Origin of the sequence: Methanomicrobium mobile BP (genome assembly GCF_000711215.1) — an archaeon.
GTDB lineage: Archaea > Halobacteriota > Methanomicrobia > Methanomicrobiales > Methanomicrobiaceae > Methanomicrobium > Methanomicrobium mobile.
Genome location: NZ_JOMF01000004.1, coordinates 304,626 through 323,220, shown reverse-complemented (window position 1 = coordinate 323,220; position 18,595 = coordinate 304,626). Strand labels below are relative to the sequence as shown.

Sequence of the window (18,595 nt, the reverse complement as noted above, 5' to 3'; positions counted from 1 at the left end):
CAATAAAGCTATGTGCGGTCGAATGTCGGCGGATGTGGACGTATGATGCGGTATGCCGTGACACTGCCGCAAAGATATAACCTGTATTATTGACATATAGTAAGGGAAGTTATGCTTGAACTGAAATTTATACGCAACAATCCCGAGATTGTAAGAGCCGACCTCAGAAAGCGCGGCGATGCCGAAAAACTCGCATGGATTGACGATCTTCTCGAGAAGGACGAGAGATCGAGGAAGATGCAGACCGAGTTAAATGTGATGAGAAACCGCAGAAACGTCATCAACCGCGAGATCAACGAGACACGCAAGGCGGGCGGCGACATCGCACCTCTCCTCGAGGAAGCAAAGACCCTTCCCTCGAAGATTAAGGAATACGAGAAGGAGATTGAGGAGATAAACGCGAAGATTAAGTTTTACAGAATGCGTATCCCCAACATCCTCCACGAGAGCGTGCCCGTCGGCAAGGACGACACCGAGAACGTCGAGGTAAAGAGATGGGGAGAGCCTAAGGTTCCCGCATACGAGATAAAGAACCACGGCGAACTTCTCATCGAGAAAGGGCTTGCCGATTTCGAGCGTGCGACAAAGATCTCCGGCTCGGGATTCTATATCCTCAAAGGAAATGCGGCGCTTCTCGATCTCGCACTCCAGCGCCTTGCCCTCGACATGCTGACCGAACGCGGTTTTACCACCATTCTGCCGCCGTTCATGATGAACCGCGCCGCCTACGAGGGAGTTACCGATTTGGCTGATTTCGAGAACGTAATGTACAAGATAGACGGCGACGACGAGTTCCTGATTGCCACGAGCGAGCACCCGATGGCTGCGATGTACATGAACGAGATCTTCGAGGAGAAACAGCTTCCCCTCAGACTTGCGGGCGTAAGCCCCTGTTTCAGACGCGAAATCGGCTCTCACGGTCTGGATACGAAAGGACTCTTCAGGGTTCACCAGTTCAACAAGGTCGAGCAGTTCATCTACTGTATGCCGGAGGATTCATGGAAGATGCACGAGGAACTCCTCAAGAACGCCGAGGACTTCTTCCGGACGCTGGGTCTGCCGTATCATGTCGTCAATATCTGCACCGGCGACATAGGAACGGTTGCGGCAAAGAAATACGATATCGAGGTCTGGATGCCGCGCGAACAGTCATACCGCGAGGTTGTTTCCTGCTCGAACTGTACGGCATATCAGTCGGTCAGGCTGAACATCCGCGTCCGCGATGCGCATGACTTCGAGACCAAGCACTTCCTGCACACCCTCAACAGTACGGCGGTTGCGACCACGAGGACGGTTCGCGCAATCATCGAGAATTATCAGGAAGAGGACGGAACGGTCGTCATACCCGAAGCCCTGCGCAAGTACATGAACGGCGCCGAGACGCTCTGAGAAAATAAAAGAATAAAACAAAGAAACAGTTCGGCAGACAAAAAAATCAAAAATAAAACTAAAACTAAAACTAAAACAAAAAAAATTCTTTTTTTTCAGAATCCCGGCAGGTCTTCCCTGTCCCATTTTTCAAAACTGCCTTTGAGCAGGAAATACGACGGAATTATGAGTATCAGCGCCGCAAGCGAGAACCCGGTTGCGATAAACGCAAGCCCCAGAAGGATAATTACGGGCGGCATGAGAAAGAGCGAGTATCGCAGGAAGAAAGAGGCGCTGTAGAGCATCAGCGACGGCGAAAGCCCCGAATAGCGCACCATTATCGCGAGCGCATAGTATGATACCGAAAAGGCGAATACAATTGCGAATACCGCCGATGCCAAAACGCCCGTGACGGCGGCAATGACTATCAGAAATACCGCGGGAACGACGTGAAGCACGCTGAAAGTCATTATCTTGGCGCGGATTATCGAGGAGACCTTTACGGGAAGGAAGAGATATGCCGAGAACGACTCGAACTCGGTGAGCCACGTGTACATGGTCGAGGCTATTATTCCCGTTACCGCCGCAATTACCATGAATATCTGCTCGGGTCGGAGAACATCGGAGAGCACCGAGAGAACAAGCCATATGAGACCGACGGGCAGAACAAACGAGAAGAGTGTCTGTCCTATACCTATGCCGCTCCTGTGAAGGTCGATGAAGTCCTTCGCGATGATGGTAAGCTCTTTCTGAGCCGCGGCATAGACAAAGTCCTTTTCGGATGCCGCGGGCGCCGATGCCCCCGATGTCGCGGATGCGGATACCTTCTCCGCATCGATTCCGCCGCGAATAAACGGCAACCGGCTCAGGCGGTCGTAAAGCGGACAGAGAACGGCAACGTATCTTTTTTCTCCGGCATGAGTCTCGGGGGAGAAGAGGAATATCGCGGGGATAAACAGGACGATGATTACCGCCGCCGATATGATGAGGAGCGGGAATGAGAAGTTGAGGAATATCTCCGATGGCAGCATGAAGAGCCGCATTACCCTCATGATATCGCCGCTGATAAGGTAAAGCGCAACGAATGCGGCGAATGCAAGAATGATTACGGCGTAGAGCGCCGCCCTGCTCCTCGAGTAAACGGACGATAGGATAAATACCGTGCACATGCCGGTAAGAAACGCCAGACTTGCGGTGACAAACATCAGAAGCGGATAATGAATCGATATCGCGTTGAACGGCGACGCAATCAGAAATCCCAGACAGAACGGCAGTATCCAGAGCATGAAGTAATAGAGCGTGTCCTTGACGACGAAGTTGCCGAAGAGCCGCCGCTCGGATATCGGCAGACTCCTTGCCGAATGAATCAGCAGACTGCCCTGACCGAATCTGCGGTTCATCATCTCTTTGCCCATGATTCCGAACGAGCCGACCATCAGACCCATTATGCAGTACATCGAATGAATCGAGACCGCGAGCATGTTTACGTCCATGAGCCTTGACGTAAACGGTATGAGGAAGGTGCCCATGAACGCCATGCCGAATATCAGAATCGGAAAGAGCGCGAAGTTCAGATTGCCGAAGAGCGTCGAGTGCATGCGCCACTCTTCCTTAAGCATGCAGACAAATATCTCAAACATCTTTATCCCCCGAGTTATGAGTTATGTAACCTCTTCATCTCCGTGCATCAGGCGCGGTTGACGAGCTCAAGGAAGAGATCGTCGAGTTTTTTGCCCTTTTCGTTCAGTTCGGCGACACTTCCCGTGTAGAGAAGAGAGCCTTTGTGCAGAACGGCGAAGCTGTCGCAGATCTCCTGTGCGTTCTCAAGGATATGCGTGGAGATAAAGACGGTGCGCCCCTCTTTCGTGTAGCTTTTGAGGAAATCCTTGACCTTTCTCTGCATGACGGGATCGAGATTGATGAGCGGCTCGTCGATGACGGCAACCTCGGGGCTGTCCAGAAACGCCTGCGCAAACATAAGTTTCTGGCGGGTTCCGCGTGAGAGGTCTTTGCAGAGGACGTCTTTTTTGTCGGCGAAGTCGAGGAAATCAAACCAGAATTCGGCTTTTTCGTCAATTCCGTGAATGCCGCGAATCCTGCCCACGAATTGCAGATATTCAATCGACGTGAGAAAACTCGGCGGCGTCTCCTGTTCGGGTATGATTCCGATAAGACTTCGGACTCTCACGGGGTCGACCTTGGGTGATACGCCGAGGATACTGCAATCACCTTCGGTAATCTTCACCTGCCCCGTGAGCATCTTGATAATCGTCGTCTTTCCCGATCCGTTCTGACCGAGAAGACCGAAAACGGCACCTTTCGGCACGCTGAAACTGACGCCGTCGACGGCACGCAGTTCCCCGTAATCCTTTGTCAGACCTTGCGCTTCGATAACCGACTCCATGTAACCTGCTCCATATCTTCTCATTTACCTGCGGAATTATAAAGATAATCGATTAGGGTATAATGCCGGTACCGAAAGCTGAAATCGTTCCCCATATAACGGCGAAAACCGGCTCTGTTAACCGACTCTTATATATATGTGTAAGTTGTATTAGCAAAATAACGCAGGAAGAACATCATAGGATTGCTGATGCCTGTATGTTAGGGGAATGATTATGACGGATACAGATTACAAATCAAAATTTAACCGTGTGTTATACGCTGAAGTTCTTGTCGGAGAAAGACCCGAAGTGGCGCATATCGATCTCGTCATGGGACCGAGAGGAAGCAGTGTGGAAGCCGCATTCGTAAACGCTCTGGCATCGCCGCAGAGGGGACACACGCCGCTTCTGGCAATCGTAGCCCCGAATCTGCCGGCGAAACCCGCAACGCTTATGGTAAACAAGGTTACGATGAAACGCGCAAAACAGGCGCTTCGCATGTTCGGACCAGCGCAGCATGCGGTAGGAATGGCGGTCATGGATTGTGTCGCCGACGGCACGATTCCTAAGGATCTGGCGGACGACCTTTTCATTATAGTCTCGGTCTTCATCTCATGGGATGCGAGAGACAGACAGAATATTCACGACTGGAACTATGAGGCTGTCAAGCTCGCAATCAAGCGTGCGGTAAACGGCGAACCTTCGGTAGACGAGATCCTCGCAAAGAAGGACACGGCTGTTCACCCGTTCTACTGAAGCGTTCGATATTACGATATTACAACAAACAACGAAACAACGGCAAAACCACGACACAAAAAAATGTCGGATTGTCGGCGGCAGCAATTAACCGCCGACATGCCTGATTTTAAAAAGTCATTCTGTTTTTTTGAAATATTAAAAGGAGAAGTGAACTTCTCCGATCTTTCGCCTTATATATCCGTATAACCGACCCCATCAACTCTTATTTATAGCAGTATGCAGCAGTAACAAATTAAGCAGGTTAAGCAGGATTCAAAAACGCAAGGGTAATCGCAAAAACCTGCAAGGATGGTATATTATGACTGATACATACAAAAAATCAAAATTTGACCGCGTATTAATCGGAGAAGCGCTCGTAGGCGAAGGACCCGAAGTGGCTCACATTGATCTGGTTATGGGACCGAAGGGGAGCAGTGTGGAAACGGCATTCGTAAACGCTCTGGCATCGCCGAACAGGGGACACACGCCGCTTCTGGCGGTCGTCACCCCGAATCTGCCGACAAAGCCCGAGACGCTGATGATAAACAAGGTCACGATGAAGCACGCAAATCAGGCTATTCTGATGTTCGGACCGGCGCAGCATGCCGTGGCAATGGCAGTCATGGACTGTGTCAAGGAAGGCATAATTCCGAAGGACAAAGCGGATGACCTCCTCATCATTGCATCGGTTTTCATCGAATGGGATGCGAAGGACAAGAAGAAGATTCACGACTGGAACTATGAGGCTGTCAAGCTCGCAATCAAGCGTGCGGTAAACGGCGAACCTTCGGTAGACGAGATCCTCGCCAAGAAGGACGCGGCTGTTCACCCGTTCAACTGAAGCGTTCGATAATTTTCGATTGCTTTAGGAAATACATCGGATTAAGACGGCATTTTGCCTGTATCTTAATCCGCCCGCACTACTTTTTTCGAAACCGAATCACGGGACGGCATATGCCCGTATGAGAAGTTTCATAAAATTTCTGCTCACATATACTCTAAAGAGCCTTCAAAATGCCGCCGAAAACATCGCCGAAAACTCCGTACGGAACGATACTTTTCGAGCATCCCGATATCGGGTCACTCAGAAACGAAGGTTATACGCTCTTTGACATGCATCTGCACACAAATCACTCCGACGGTCTTACGAAGGTCCCGCACCTCATCGAATACCTCAAAGATCGCGGCATAAACTCGGCAATCACGGATCACAATGTGATTGGCGGCGTTATCGAAGCGGAGAAATGTCTGCACGGCTCCTATCATGACGGCGCCGGTCCCATGATAATACCCGCCGTCGAACTCGAGACCCGCGAAGGACCGCATCTTCTTCTCTATTTCTACACGGCGGATGACCTCTGCGAATACAACAGCAGACTATGCACCGAGATGATGAAGCTCTCGCCGACTCTGAGAAAGCATCTGCGGGTCATTGATACGCTTATTCTCGCGGAGGATTTCGACTGCCTTCGGGTCGCCGCACACCCGTTCGGATACTACGGCATAAACCGCGGCGTCTTGAAGTGCCTGCTCAACGGCACCTTGGATAACGGCGTTCTTGATCACCTCGACGGCATCGAAGCCATCTGCGGCGGAATGGTAAAAGGGCTCAACCTAAAATCCATCGGATATGCAAGGGAACATGCGCTTTCGGGCAGAATCTCGTTTACCGGCGGCTCGGACGCTCACCTTCTCTGCGATGTCGGAAGCGTTCTCTGCGGCACATACGGGACTCAGAGTGTCGAAGAGCACTTAAACGCCGTTAAACGGCATGAAAATATCGTCATCGGCAGATCCGACAACCCCGCACATAAGAGCGCAACCGCCGCGGTAATCGCGTGGAGTTTTATCCCCGGCGCCAAAGACGCCATTATATCGCATTACAATGCGCATAAGATCATTCACGACGTTAAGGAAAAGAAAGAGTAACGACGGGTAACATAGGTAATCGGGAACGGTGTAAAATAAAAAAAGGTCTGAGTCTTTGGGAGACTCAGAAAACCTGACTCAGAGAACCGGCGAGAATATGCGGGATATCGAGAGTTTTACCCTTGTAATAAACGGAAGGGCATCTATCTTCTCCCGTGTCAGTTCCTCGCAGAACTCAAGGTCTTTTATGAAGAGATCCTTCATGGTCTTTGCCGCATTTTCGTCGTACATGATTATGTTCGACTCGAAATTCAGCTTGAAACTTCGGATATCCCAGTTTGCACTGCCTATGGAGCCGCATTTATCGTCGACCACTATGGTCTTTGCGTGAATGAAACCCTCCTTCCAGACAAAGACCCTGACGCCGGCGTCAAACAACTGCTCCAGATAGGAGTATCCCGCCCAGTAGACAAAGATATGGTCGGGTTTGCATGGGAACATTATCTTTACGTCCACGCCCGAGAGCGCCGCCATTCTTAAGGATTCGAGAATGGTCTGGTCGGGCACGAAATACGGCGTCTGGATATAGATCGAGTCCGTCGCAAGCGATATCATCTTCGCATACATGTCCTTTATCGGATTCCAGTAGGTATCGGGACCGCCCGACACAATCTGAGCGGGAACGCCCGCAATGCCCGAACGAACGGATTCATCCGGCGCATTCTTATCCGCAGCGGCATCGCCGACGGAATCCGCGCCGCCCTCTTTATTATTCATGTAGGTATCGACTCTCTCGGAAATCTTGGGGAAATACCTCTCCAGTTCCTCGTTTGTGCATGAGAGAAGGTTGTAATCGGCATTTTTGCGGGTCGCATAATTCCAGTCTCGAAGGAATCTGGACTGAAGCGAGTAGACGCAGTCACCCGTGACTCTGACCGCGGCATCCCTCCACGGCGCCCACTTAGGTATGCGGCTTAAGTAGTCGTCGCCGATGTTGTATCCGCCGATGAAACCGATTTTGCCGTCGATAACCGCAATCTTCCTGTGATTGCGGTAGTTGATACGCGGATGATTCAGGCGTATGAGCGAGGGGAAGAAGAAAGCCACTTTGCCGCCGGCATTAAGGAGCGGCTTAAAGAAAGACCTTCGCGGACCCGCACACCCGAGTGCATCGCCGAGGAAGCGGACTTCCACACCCTCGGATGCCTTTTGTGTCAGCGCCTTAAAGACTTCGCGCCCTATTTCATCGTCCTTGAGGATATAATACTCCATATGGACGCTGTCTTTTGCCGCGTATATGTCTTCTATCAGGTCTTTGTATTTTTCGTTGCCGTCCGAGTAGATTTTAACCGCGTTGTTCACGGTAATCGGAGAACCGTCGTCATCCATAATCATCCTGACAAGACCCTTGTACCGGTGCGGCATATGCTGATATACCGGAGAATCTTCCGAGTCCAGATCATTTTTCTGCCAGGTCAGAAACTCTTTTATCCTGCGTTCGGTTTCCCCGAGATCTTCAAACATCCTGTCGTGGTAGAAGGACTGACCGAAGAAGATGTAGAGAATTACTCCGAGTATCGGAATAAAGAAGAGTATCATCAGCCACGCCATCGTGGCGTGAGGGCTTTTCCTCTCGACAAACACGACGATAAACCCGAAGATTATATCGACAATGATTATTATGGGTACCAGAAACGCCAGAAACACTTCGAATAACAGTACGATGAGATCCGTTATCATAGGTAAGAGTATTTACGCGGATGAATTATTTAGTCTCATTGAATATGCCAATGCTTAGAACAGTCAAAGGTAAAACAGCAAAAAACAAAACAGCAAAAAACGAAACAGCAAAAAAAAATCAAAACTGATAAAATCGGTAAAAAAGGCAAAAAAATTATTTTGCCTGGCTTTTTGCCCGAATTTTCTTGAGACGAACTAGTTCGTCCCTTTCCATCTCATCAAGTCTCATCTTGATGAAGTCACGTGCCTGCTTAAGTTCGGGGATAACCTTGAACTCAAGAGCATTTACACGGCGTTTTGTTGACTCAATCTCGTCCAGAAGACGTTTCATGGTGGTCTCGATCTCAGCCGCCTCTATGATGGCCTCGACAAGTTCCTCGAAAGCATCCGCGGTATCATCGATAACCGGCGACGATCCGAGAACACCGTAACCGCGCTGGGTAACCGTCTTTCTTACGGAAGAAGCCTCAATATCGGGGACGACAACGCCCATGATATTCTTCTCCTTCAAAGTAATCTGCGGGTTTTCCTTAACCGCCATTGCAGCACCCTTTACTCTGATTGAACCCTCAACCGTGTTTGCAACCGCAATCATCTTGGTTGCACGGTCATAGCCCTCGACAAGAGCACCGCGGCTCTTTTTAGCGTCTTCGAGCACCTTGAAGAACTCAAGGATAAGTCCGTCGCGCTTCATCTTGAGAATGTTGTAACCGCGTTCGGAGAGCTTGATCTTCTTCTTCATATCGATAAGCTCGGAACGTGTCGGTTTTACATTAAGCGCCATATCAGATCACCTTATTTTCTGTACTTCGGGTGGTACTTCTGAATAAGATCGCGGTCGATACGTGTAAGCTGTTCCTCTGGAAGTGCCGAGAGAAGCTGCCATCCGATATCGAGCGAATCGGCGATTGAACGGTCTTCGTCGTGTCCCTGACGGACGAACTTGTCCTCGAACGCATCCGCGAACTCGAGGAAGCGCTGGTCACGCTCGGAAAGTGCATCCTTACCGACGATGGCGACAAGTCCGCGAAGGTCCACACCCTCGGCGTAACCCGCATACATCTGATCGGAGACTTTCTTGTGATCCTCACGTGTCTTTCCGGGACCGATACCGAGGTTCATCAGACGTGAAAGCGACGGCATGACGTTGATCGGCGGGTAGATACCTTTTCTGTGAAGTTCACGGTTAACCACAATCTGACCTTCCGTGATGTAACCCGACAGGTCGGGGATCGGGTGTGTGATATCGTCGCCCGGCATCGTCAGAATCGAGAGCTGGGTAACCGAGCCTTTCTTGCCCTTGATGATACCCGCACGCTCGTAGAGAGATGCAAGATCGGTATACATGTAACCCGGATAACCGCGTCTTCCCGGTACCTCTTCACGTGCCGCACCAATCTGACGCAGTGCCTCACAGTAGTTGGTCATATCGGTTAAGATAACCAGGACATGGAAACCAAGCTCGAATGCAAGGTATTCTGCGGTTGTAAGTGCAAGACGCGGGGTGATGAAACGCTCGACTGCAGGATCGTCAGCGAGGTTAAGGAAAACGACAGCGTGCTCGAGAGCACCGGTACGCTCGAAGTCTGCCATGAACTGGTTTTCTTCTTCCTTTGTGATACCCATTGCAGCGAATACTACCGCGAACTCTTCGGATGAACCCGGCACCTTTGCCTGACGGGCAATCTGAAGAGCAATCTCGTTGTGGGGCAGACCCGCACCCGAGAAGATAGGCAGCTTCTGACCGCGGACAAGAGTGTTTGTCGCATCGATTGTCGAGATACCAGTCTGGATGAACTCGGAAGGCGATGCACGCGCATACGGGTTGATAGCCGCGCCGTTGATATCAAGTCTCTTCTCGGGGACGATATCGGGGCCGCCGTCCTTGGGTTTACCCGAACCCGAGAGGATACGTCCGAGCATATCTCTGCCGACCGGCATCTTGATGGTCTCGCCCGTAAAGCGGATACCCGCATCCTTACCGATACCTGCCGTGGACTCGAAGACCTGGACACAGACAATCTCATCGGATGTATCAAGAACCTGACCGCGTTTTACCTTTCCGTCTGACTGAACGATGTTTACGAGTTCACCATACGCAACAGGCTCGGTCTTCTCGACGAATACGAGAGGTCCCTGAATCTTTGTTACTGTTCGGTATTCTTTCATCTGAATTACGCCTCCCTGATCTTAACGAATTCCGCATCCATATCGGAGAGAATCTTCTCGAGTTCCGGCTTGTAGTCGGCGACATACTTGATACGTGCAAGCTCGTTCTTCGACTTGACGGCGATGATTGCCGCAATCGGACTGCCTGCTTTCTGAGCCGCGTATGCAAGGTCGGCATACTTTCTGATTGCCTTTAACATGTCGAACTGCTTCTCCATCGAACAGTATGCGTCGACGGCATCGAATGCGTTCTGCTGGAGGAAGACCTCACGAAGCATACGTGCAACCTCGATTGTTACCTGCTCGGTCTCGGGCAGTGCATCCGAACCTACGAGCTGAACGATCTCCTGAAGCTCGGACTCTTTCTGGAGAACTTCCATTGCCCATGATCTGATCGGGTTGAACTCCGGCGAGATCTTCTCGTCGTAGTATTTTCCGAGCGAGTTCAGATAGAGCGAGTATGAGTTGAGCCAGTTGATTGCCGGGAAGTGTCTTCTCTGCGAGAGCTTTGCATCCAGTGCCCAGAAACACTTTACGATACGGAGTGTGTTCTGCGTAACAGGCTCGGAGAAATCTCCGCCCGGAGGTGAGACAGCACCGATAACGGTGATCGAACCCATGTTGCCGTTGAGTGCCTCAACGCGTCCCGCACGCTCGTAGAACTCCGAGAGACGTGCCGACAGATATGCCGGGTAACCTTCTTCACCGGGCATCTCTTCGAGACGCGATGAAATCTCACGCATTGCCTCTGCCCATCTGGAGGTTGAATCCGCCATGAGCGAGACATCGTATCCCATGTCACGGAAGTATTCCGCGATTGTGATACCGGTGTAAACCGATGCTTCACGTGCCGCCACAGGCATGTTCGAGGTGTTTGCGATAAGAACCGTCCTCTCCATGAGCGGCTTTCCGGTCTTGGGGTCCTCGAGTTCGGGGAACTCGGTAAGAACCTCGGTCATCTCGTTGCCGCGCTCACCGCATCCGATATAGACTACAATCTCGGCATCGGACCACTTTGCAAGCGACTGCTGGGTAACCGTCTTTCCGGAACCGAACGGACCAGGAATTGCCGCCGTTCCGCCTTTTGCAACGGGGAAGAGACCGTCGAGGATACGAAGACCCGTAAGTAACGGAACGTCCGGGTTCTTCTTCTCGATAACGGGTCTGGGGACACGTACCGGCCATTTCTGCATCATGCAGATCTCTTCGCCGGAATCGAGTTTACAGACAATATCGTCGACCGTGAACGATCCCTTCTTGATCTCGGTGATCTTTCCGCCCTTGAAGTTCGGCGGCACCATGATCTTGGTTACGATGTTTGTCTCCTGAACCTCGCCTATGATGGCACCCGGAGCTGCCTCGTCGCCTTTCTTCATTACGGGCTTAAAGTCCCACTTCTTTTCATGGTCAAGACCCGGTGCGTTAACACCGCGTTCGATGAAACTGCCCATCTTTTCCATGAGCACTTCCAGAGGTCTCTGAATACCGTCGTAGATACTTGTCAGGAGACCCGGTCCAAGCTCAACTGCCAGAGGAAGTCCGGTGTTCTCTACCGGTTCGCCTGGGCGGACACCGTCGGTCGATTCGTAAACCTGGATGATAACTTTGTCGCCATCGATCTTGATGACCTCACCCATGAGCTGTTCATTGCCAACCCTGACCACATCATACATGTGTGCGTCGAAGTTGACAGCCGTAACGACCGGTCCGGAGATCCTTTTTAGAATTCCTTTTGTCTTTGATTTTACTTCCACAGATCAACACCCACTGATCTCTTAATTCTCTCTCTCATTGAAAGTCCGCCCGTCTCGCCGCCTATGGCGATGACAGTCGGCTTTACAGACTCCGAAAGCGCGGTGCGAAGCCTGAAGGGGAGTTTTTGCATATCTTCACCTTTGAGTACTATAATGCCGACGTCCTTGTCGCCCATTGCCCTGTTGACCTGCTCGACAAGTGACTCGTCACTGTCGGCGGCATAGGTCTTCTGGATTCCGGCAAGGCGGAAGCCAAGTATGAACTCACTGTTTCCGACTACTGCTATCTCCATATCACACCACCATACAAGCCTCTATGCTCTCGGAGGGAAGGTTCGATTCCTTTCCGCGTGCAAGTGCACGAAGGTTTGAAACCTCGTAGCTCTTTAATTCCAGATACGCAATCACGGGGGCAACCGACATCGGATAGAGTTTTGATATTCTGTCCATCTCGGTAAGTTTGGCCTTAATCAGACCGATTTCTACGCCCTGTGACGACTTTGCCTCTTTGACCGCCTCGAATGCGGAGTCGAAAGCCTCCGTATTGAGTTTCTTCCTGATTGTCTCGATCATCTCGTCGAGAGAGTCGGAACCCGCAAAACGGACAAGCTCGTCGAGTGTAAAGGTTCCGCCCTCAATCATGAGTTCGCGAATCTTTTCACCGTCGCTCTCGCCTTTTACGCGGAAAACGGTCTCAAGGTTCTTCGTGTCTATGTCAAGCCTGACATATTTGAGGAAAGCCGCTCCGCCTTTCACACCGCTCTTTGCCTCTTTTAAGAGGATTGAGTAGTATGCCTTGTAGAGCTCGTTTTCCATGCGTGCGAAAGAACCCGATTCAACCGCGGCAGACATCTCGCGCTCGAAGACACCGTATAACATGTGTCCCTTTAAGCCGTCGAGGATTCTGTCGGTCGAATCTTCGGAGTCCAGTCTGTCCAGCACCGTCCTGTTGAGACTGCCGGCGGGTATCTGAATTTCTTTGATCTTGCCTACGGAAGCTCCCTGTATCTTGGCTCTGAGAAGTGTAAGCACATTCCTGATATCCCACTTCAGAAGATACGCTTTGGTAAAGTGCTTGAGATGCCCCGGGACCAGTTCGAGAACCTTCTGGTAATCCTTTGCAAGATTCCACGAAAGTGCATTCTCCATAAGGTCGACTCCGGAGAACGATGAGGCAAGCTCATCAATCTCTGCCTTATACCTTGTTTCTTCGATGAAACGGGTAATCTCGGGAAGCTCCATATTCAGCATACGCATATATTCTTCGCGGGGAAGAAGTGCGGCCTTGCGGACACGCATACGTGTGCAGGCGTATATGTAGGGAGCCGGGCCTGTAGTATTTACTGCAGCCATCTTTCTCCCTCCTTACTTGAATAAAGCCTCGGATGCGTCTTTGAGTCCGGTTTCCCAGACGTCTGAAAGATAAGCGCCGTAGCTGAAGTCCAGCTGAAGCTGCCCGTCTTTGCTCTCGGCAATGACGCCACCTGAGATCTCTTTTGTTCCTGCCAGTGTAAACTTGGACAGAGTCTTAAGCTCGGAAATCGCCGCTTCGACTGCAGGTGCATCGCGTGCATTGCAGTAGAATACGCCCTCGCTTATCTCCTTGGCTGCCGCTTTACAAAGCTCTCTGACTGCTTTCTTGTGGAAATCGTCGGGGAGAGCGTTGATTGCGTCAATCGTCGCGGTGTAGACCTTGTCAAGAAGGTCTTTCTCGGCGTTGAGGACTTCGCGCTTGACGGCAAGGTTTGCCGCCGCAACTTCGCGTGCGTCAATCTGTGCGACCGTACGCTTGACCTCTTCTTCCGCTGCGGATTTGATTGCCGCCGCTTTGGCGTTTGCATCAGCCAATATCTTGTCAGCCTCCGCTTTCGCTTCCGCGTTGATAGCCGCTGCCTCGTTGAGACCCTTGTTCCTTATTTCACCGACTACAGCATCTAATGCCATTGTCAAATACTCCCGATATTCCTTTTAATTTTATGTGAAGAGAAGGAGAAGTGCAACTACAAGACCGAAGATAACGACTGTCTCCGGAATAACCGTGAAGAGAAGTGCAAGACCGAACATCTCTTTGTTCTCTGCCGTTGCGCCTACTGCCGCACCGCCGATACCGAGCTGTGCGAGACCTGTACCCATACCTGCAAGACCTACTGCGAGACCTGCACCGATTGCTTTGAATCCGACTGCGGATGCCTGTGCTACTTCAATTGTCATTGTTTCTACTGCCATGATTAATACCTCGTTTTTCTGAGTTTTCTAACCTTTTTTATCTTTTCAGATTATTCTTTGTTTTTCGGTTTTTGTTTGTTGGGTTTGCTTGTTTGGTTTGTTTTTGTTCTGTCTGTTTGTCAGTTGTTTACGCTTCGTTACGTGCTTATCCAACCTGAATTACTCTTCGGTGAACTTGCGAATCTTTCCGAACGGCATGTACTTCTTGCCTCCGCCCTGATAGAATTTGGTGAAGAACTCGACGTAATGCAGACGAATGGAATGCAGACCGCCTCCGAGGAGACCCAGAGCCGTGTTGAGCACATGTCCGAGCAGGAATATTACCAGACCCGCGACGATCATAACGATTCCGACCACGTTCAGGTCAGCCATACCGGGTTCAATCATCATTTTGATTGAGATATAGTTGACGACAGCCGCGATTGCGACCGATGAAAGACCCACAGCCGCAAGACGTGTGTATGAGAGCACATGACTTACGATGTTTGTGGGCAGTTCCATGAGTTCCAGTGCGGATTCGCGTCCGATACCGATAATTCCGATAACAATCATCAATGCACCCAATACAAGGAACGCATTGAAGTTTGCGACCTGCGGAGCCGCCGTAAGATCCGGCATCAGCGGAATTGCCGCTATCGTCCAGATAAGAAGCAGTACTCCCCACATAACTATAATCCAGCCGAACTGGGCAAAGACAAGTTTGCTCCTGTGCTCGCCTTTCGGGAGCTGGACATACAGGTTTCTTATGTGAAGTATTCTGCCGAGTGTCACGTGCAGGATACCTATCCATGCGGTTACAATCAGGAGAATAATTGCTTCGGGACCGTGTCCGCCTTCAACGCCTATGCTGAAGTGACGGCTCATGATAAACGGCTCCCACGGACATGCAAATCCGAGGAATTCGCTGTATAAAACTCCGAAGAATATACTGGTCAGACTTGCGTTTCTGAGAACGTCCAGTAACTGGTTGCCTGCGATGCTGTCTTTGACCATGCCGCGCAGACCGATACTTAACAGTAACAGTACAAGACCGTATGCTATATCTCCGAGGATAAATCCGAAGAATAACGGGAAGACTATCGACACAAGAAGTGTCGGATCGAATTCGTTGTACTGCGGCCTAGAATAGATATCCATCAAAGCCTCGGTCGGCTTTGAGAAGTCGGGATTGTCGTATTCGATAGGCACCGATTCTTTCTCGTAATCGACTTCCTCTTCGGTTACCGAGACTTTGCCGCCGGTAACTCTCTCCAAGTCAGCCGTCAGACTCTGCACCTTGTCGGACGGAACCCATCCTTCGGCTACAAAGGTCTGTTCTGTAGTGGCGAACCTGAGCGGTACTTCCGCACGCTCCACATCTGCCGTGAGCAGTTCATCGCACGCCACTATGAATGATGCGTGTTTTGCATTCAGTTGAGCAATCTGCTCGTTAATTTTTGCAATCTCATCGCTGAGACTGTTTTTCTCATGAGTGTACCCTTCAATCCTTGCTTTTGCCTCACCGGTCTCTTTGGGTATGGCGACGGATACGAATCCCTTCTCCGAAAGGAATGTCTCCGCTTCGCCGACTTTCGATCTCGGGATGACAGCAACTAAGAGATTGCCTTCGCTTTCTTTCGTGAAGAACTTTTCACAGTCGAAAGGCAGTTCAACATCCGCGGGGATATGTCCTGCAATTGCGGCAAAACCTTCATAGCCTGATAACAATGAAAGGTCAAACGGAAATGCCCTGAACGCTTCAAGGTCCGCAAGCTTCTGATCGCAGTCCCGAACCTTCGATTCGAGATCGTTTCTCTTTGCTACAAGAGAATTGACTTCCTTTTCGATCTCGGGGAGAGAATCTCCGATACTCTTGTGGAGAGCGTCTGCTTTCTGAAGCGTTCCTCTGTCCGCATTGTCGGCGTTTGCGCCGAGGATGTTTTCAATGGAACGTATCCTTAACAGATCTCCGGAAGTCTTTGATGCGTTGGGCATTGGCTTGCCAATCCTGAACCCTTCATAGCCTTCGGCGTCCTGTTCGACAAAATCTTCGATATGGAAGATATTGTAGCGGTACAACTCACGTACAATCGGGTCAAGCTGATCTTTGGACGCGGCGATGAGCAGTTTGCTCATCCTCTGGACTTTAAACATTTAGCTTCACCTTGAACTGTTCTACAAGCAGGTTTACTGCTTTGTCAAGGTTAGCAGCTGCTTTCTGTCTTTTGGCCTCAGCCATCGACGAGCCGTCCTTTACAATCTGTGCAGATTTTGATTTTGCATCGGATTGTGCGTCTGCGATACGCTTGTTCTTGTACTCTGCAGCATCTTTTTGTGCTTTTTCAATCAGATTTTCAGCTTCCGCTTCGGCATTTGCGATTGTTCGCTTTTTGTCTTCCTGCGCATTGCTGATCAGTTTTTTGTACTCTTCTTCTGAATCTTTGATGCTCTTGAGAACCTCAGTTTTCATCCAACCCTCCTCTCACGGCGATGCATAAATTATCTGAAAAGAAGTCTATTAATGTTTGTCATTTTATGCGCGTAAAAATGTCATTATTTCGGCTTCTTTTTCACTGTCGGAATGATGTTGTATACAAATGAGAAAAATTTCCTTAAAAATGAAAAAATTGACGTTTTTTTACTGCCGCGTTTTTTGTACCGTTATCGTGAGGGCGTAATATGCCATAATCTCGCGTAATGTGACGTAATTTTGTATAATGCGGTATATTGTGGCATAATGCGGTATAATGCCATGTAATATTGCGATTTCCCGTCCGATATTCTCCATACGTGATATGGGACATGTCGTGATACCCGTGTATGCCGTTGCGTCTTCAGAATATGTCCGAGTATCTGATGATCTCGGCTTTGAAGATCTCTTTTGACGGGTAAGAGACCTTCACGCCGTCGGTTGAGGCATGAAAACTCAGTGTCGAGAGTTCTTCGGAGGAGCAGATGACGTTCTGCTCGGGATGTGTTCCGCGGATTATCGTGCATTTAGGGATAATTTCGTTGCCGGCGGAGACCACCATGGAGAGTCTCTTCGATCCGGCATGATCTTTGGGAAGGACGAGGAGCGGCTGGCGGTAACTGCGCACAAGCTCAAGGAGCATTGCGGCATGGCGGAGTTCCCCGCCTTCGGGAGCGGAGACGGCTACCATGTCACCTTCCATGAGAGTCTGACAGATTTCCCTCTCCTGAAGTTCTATGCACAGCGCAAAGCGCCTGCTTACCTGCCCTATGAGTATGAATGCCGGCGACTTCGTTGACGATATCAGCAGATATGCGGCATCGTCGCCGTCGGTTCCGGCATCCGATTCACGGTATAACGGGTAAAGTTCCGATTCCGTCATGAATCGATAAAAAAGTAATTTTGTCCTAACAGACGTTTGAGGTCTTTTCAGACCTCGGCTACGTCTTCGGATTCGCATGTGGGGCACATGGGATGTTTGCCCACCGCTTCAAAGGTTGCCCCGCATTTTTTGCACTTGTATTTCCTGCCTTTCAGTCTTTCGGCGAGTTCAACGTCGATTGGTCCTGCTCCTGAACACATATTTCTGCTCTCCTTTTTTTCTTCGTTAACAGTCTTTTATGGCGACTGTAGTTATTATACTTGCGTTTATGGGGTTAGGATAATCGGATATGAATAGGAATATGGATTGGGGATGGCAAATAACAGCGTAAAAATAGATTTTTAAATGATTTCAGTTGAGCACGGTTATGGGGTCGAGCTGATCGGGGCATGTGCGTGTTATTGCGAATGCGCCGGATTTCGGAGATTTCATCTCGATGGTGAATCTTTCTCCGACGGCGACCTCATCCGAACTGTTGGGATTTACGTATATGGTAAATATCTCGTTGGGCTCAAGGAAAACGTCCCCTGCGGCACTGTCGGGCTTAATTCCGACAATTCCCCAATGACCTATGACGACATCGTTGCGTCCGTTGACTATTAGGGGCTCGTTTGCCGCAAGTGAAGTAACTGCGTTCGGTGTGCTCCATGTTACGTCAAGCGTGCTGAAATCGATGTATTTGCCTCCGGAAGCGAGAACGACCGAGTATTGGACGCCGTGAAGGTGCTTTCCGTCATTATCACGTATTCCGTAGACATTGCCCATAAGCTGCGGAGTTGAGCCCGCGCTGTCGACGGCGGAATATATGACCTCCTGCGTCTTGGAAGTGGTGTAAAAGCCTGCGCCCAGAACGGCGTAGGAGAAGACCGAAGCTACGACTACGAACGCTATAAGGACAATAGCCGCCTCAAGTCCGGTAAAACCTTCTTCTCTGCCTTCTTCACTGTTCAAACGCATATGCATGAGCCCCTCCCCGAATTTCTTGCGGATATATTTGCGGAGTTATCAGTACGTT

19 protein-coding genes are annotated in these 18,595 nt (G+C 50.3%); 4 read left to right on the top strand and 15 right to left on the bottom strand.

Going from position 1 to position 18,595, the window contains the following annotated elements; translation table 11 throughout:
• The first annotated feature begins 111 nt into the window (after positions 1 to 111).
• Complete coding sequence (serS, locus tag T502_RS01540; RefSeq protein WP_042705300.1) at positions 112 to 1,389, top strand: serine--tRNA ligase; 1,278 nt, start codon at positions 112 to 114, stop codon at positions 1,387 to 1,389.
• A 95-nt stretch (positions 1,390 to 1,484) separates the two neighbouring features.
• Here the strand turns inward: serS and T502_RS01535 are convergent, their stop codons facing one another.
• Positions 1,485 to 3,008: a hypothetical protein gene (locus T502_RS01535; RefSeq protein ID WP_042705299.1), complete on the bottom strand. Its 1,524-nt coding sequence runs from the start codon at positions 3,006 to 3,008 to the stop codon at positions 1,485 to 1,487.
• A gap of 47 nt (positions 3,009 to 3,055) precedes the next feature.
• Entirely contained in the window at positions 3,056 to 3,772 is a 717-nt protein-coding gene (locus tag T502_RS01530) for an ABC transporter ATP-binding protein (protein ID WP_042705298.1), read from the bottom strand.
• A 214-nt stretch (positions 3,773 to 3,986) separates the two neighbouring features.
• On the opposite strand from T502_RS01530, the gene fae (T502_RS01525) reads away from it, so the two are divergent.
• The 3 genes from fae (T502_RS01525) (at position 3,987) to T502_RS01515 (ending at position 6,419) form a co-directional block, all read left to right on the top strand.
• Positions 3,987 to 4,508 (top strand): formaldehyde-activating enzyme, encoded by a 522-nt coding sequence (gene fae / locus T502_RS01525; protein WP_042705466.1) that lies wholly within the window; start codon positions 3,987 to 3,989, stop codon positions 4,506 to 4,508.
• A 301-nt stretch (positions 4,509 to 4,809) separates the two neighbouring features.
• On the top strand, positions 4,810 to 5,331 hold the full coding sequence (fae, locus tag T502_RS01520) for a formaldehyde-activating enzyme (RefSeq protein ID WP_042705297.1): 522 nt from the start codon (positions 4,810 to 4,812) through the stop codon (positions 5,329 to 5,331).
• A 173-nt stretch (positions 5,332 to 5,504) separates the two neighbouring features.
• On the top strand, positions 5,505 to 6,419 hold the full coding sequence (locus T502_RS01515) for a PHP domain-containing protein (RefSeq protein WP_052358969.1): 915 nt from the start codon (positions 5,505 to 5,507) through the stop codon (positions 6,417 to 6,419).
• A gap of 78 nt (positions 6,420 to 6,497) precedes the next feature.
• Here T502_RS01515 and T502_RS01510 read toward each other — a convergent pair whose 3' ends face one another.
• From T502_RS01510 to T502_RS01455, 13 genes are all read right to left on the bottom strand, one after another.
• A complete protein-coding gene (locus tag T502_RS01510; protein WP_042705296.1) occupies positions 6,498 to 8,099 on the bottom strand; it encodes a phospholipase D-like domain-containing protein in 1,602 nt (533 codons plus the stop codon).
• 154 nt (positions 8,100 to 8,253) lie between these two features.
• On the bottom strand, positions 8,254 to 8,883 hold the full coding sequence (locus T502_RS01505; protein WP_042705295.1) for a V-type ATP synthase subunit D: 630 nt from the start codon (positions 8,881 to 8,883) through the stop codon (positions 8,254 to 8,256).
• An 11-nt stretch (positions 8,884 to 8,894) separates the two neighbouring features.
• Complete coding sequence (locus T502_RS01500; protein ID WP_042705294.1) at positions 8,895 to 10,268, bottom strand: V-type ATP synthase subunit B; 1,374 nt, start codon at positions 10,266 to 10,268, stop codon at positions 8,895 to 8,897.
• Between the two features lie 5 nt (positions 10,269 to 10,273).
• A complete protein-coding gene (locus T502_RS01495; protein ID WP_042705293.1) occupies positions 10,274 to 12,022 on the bottom strand; it encodes an ATP synthase subunit A in 1,749 nt (582 codons plus the stop codon).
• Positions 12,013 to 12,315 (bottom strand): V-type ATP synthase subunit F, encoded by a 303-nt coding sequence (locus T502_RS01490; RefSeq protein WP_042705292.1) that lies wholly within the window; start codon positions 12,313 to 12,315, stop codon positions 12,013 to 12,015. Before T502_RS01490 ends, T502_RS01495 begins: the two co-directional genes overlap by 10 nt.
• A 1-nt stretch (position 12,316) precedes the next feature.
• Positions 12,317 to 13,375 (bottom strand): V-type ATP synthase subunit C, encoded by a 1,059-nt coding sequence (locus tag T502_RS01485; protein WP_042705291.1) that lies wholly within the window; start codon positions 13,373 to 13,375, stop codon positions 12,317 to 12,319.
• 12 nt (positions 13,376 to 13,387) lie between these two features.
• Positions 13,388 to 13,966 (bottom strand): V-type ATP synthase subunit E family protein, encoded by a 579-nt coding sequence (locus T502_RS01480; RefSeq protein ID WP_042705290.1) that lies wholly within the window; start codon positions 13,964 to 13,966, stop codon positions 13,388 to 13,390.
• Between the two features lie 30 nt (positions 13,967 to 13,996).
• A complete protein-coding gene (locus T502_RS01475; RefSeq protein ID WP_042705289.1) occupies positions 13,997 to 14,248 on the bottom strand; it encodes an ATPase in 252 nt (83 codons plus the stop codon).
• 159 nt (positions 14,249 to 14,407) lie between these two features.
• A complete protein-coding gene (locus T502_RS01470) occupies positions 14,408 to 16,381 on the bottom strand; it encodes a V-type ATP synthase subunit I (RefSeq protein ID WP_042705288.1) in 1,974 nt (657 codons plus the stop codon).
• Complete coding sequence (locus tag T502_RS01465; RefSeq protein WP_042705287.1) at positions 16,374 to 16,697, bottom strand: V-type ATPase subunit subunit G family protein; 324 nt, start codon at positions 16,695 to 16,697, stop codon at positions 16,374 to 16,376. The genes T502_RS01470 and T502_RS01465 overlap by 8 nt, the downstream gene beginning before the upstream one ends.
• Positions 16,698 to 17,061: 364 nt before the next feature.
• A complete protein-coding gene (locus T502_RS01460; RefSeq protein WP_245597732.1) occupies positions 17,062 to 17,580 on the bottom strand; it encodes a hypothetical protein in 519 nt (172 codons plus the stop codon).
• A 47-nt stretch (positions 17,581 to 17,627) separates the two neighbouring features.
• Positions 17,628 to 17,780, bottom strand: coding sequence for a hypothetical protein (locus T502_RS08990; protein ID WP_169736967.1), 153 nt, complete (start codon positions 17,778 to 17,780; stop codon positions 17,628 to 17,630).
• A gap of 151 nt (positions 17,781 to 17,931) precedes the next feature.
• Entirely contained in the window at positions 17,932 to 18,537 is a 606-nt protein-coding gene (locus tag T502_RS01455; RefSeq protein ID WP_042705463.1) for an archaellin/type IV pilin N-terminal domain-containing protein, read from the bottom strand.
• Positions 18,538 to 18,595: the final 58 nt, after the last annotated feature.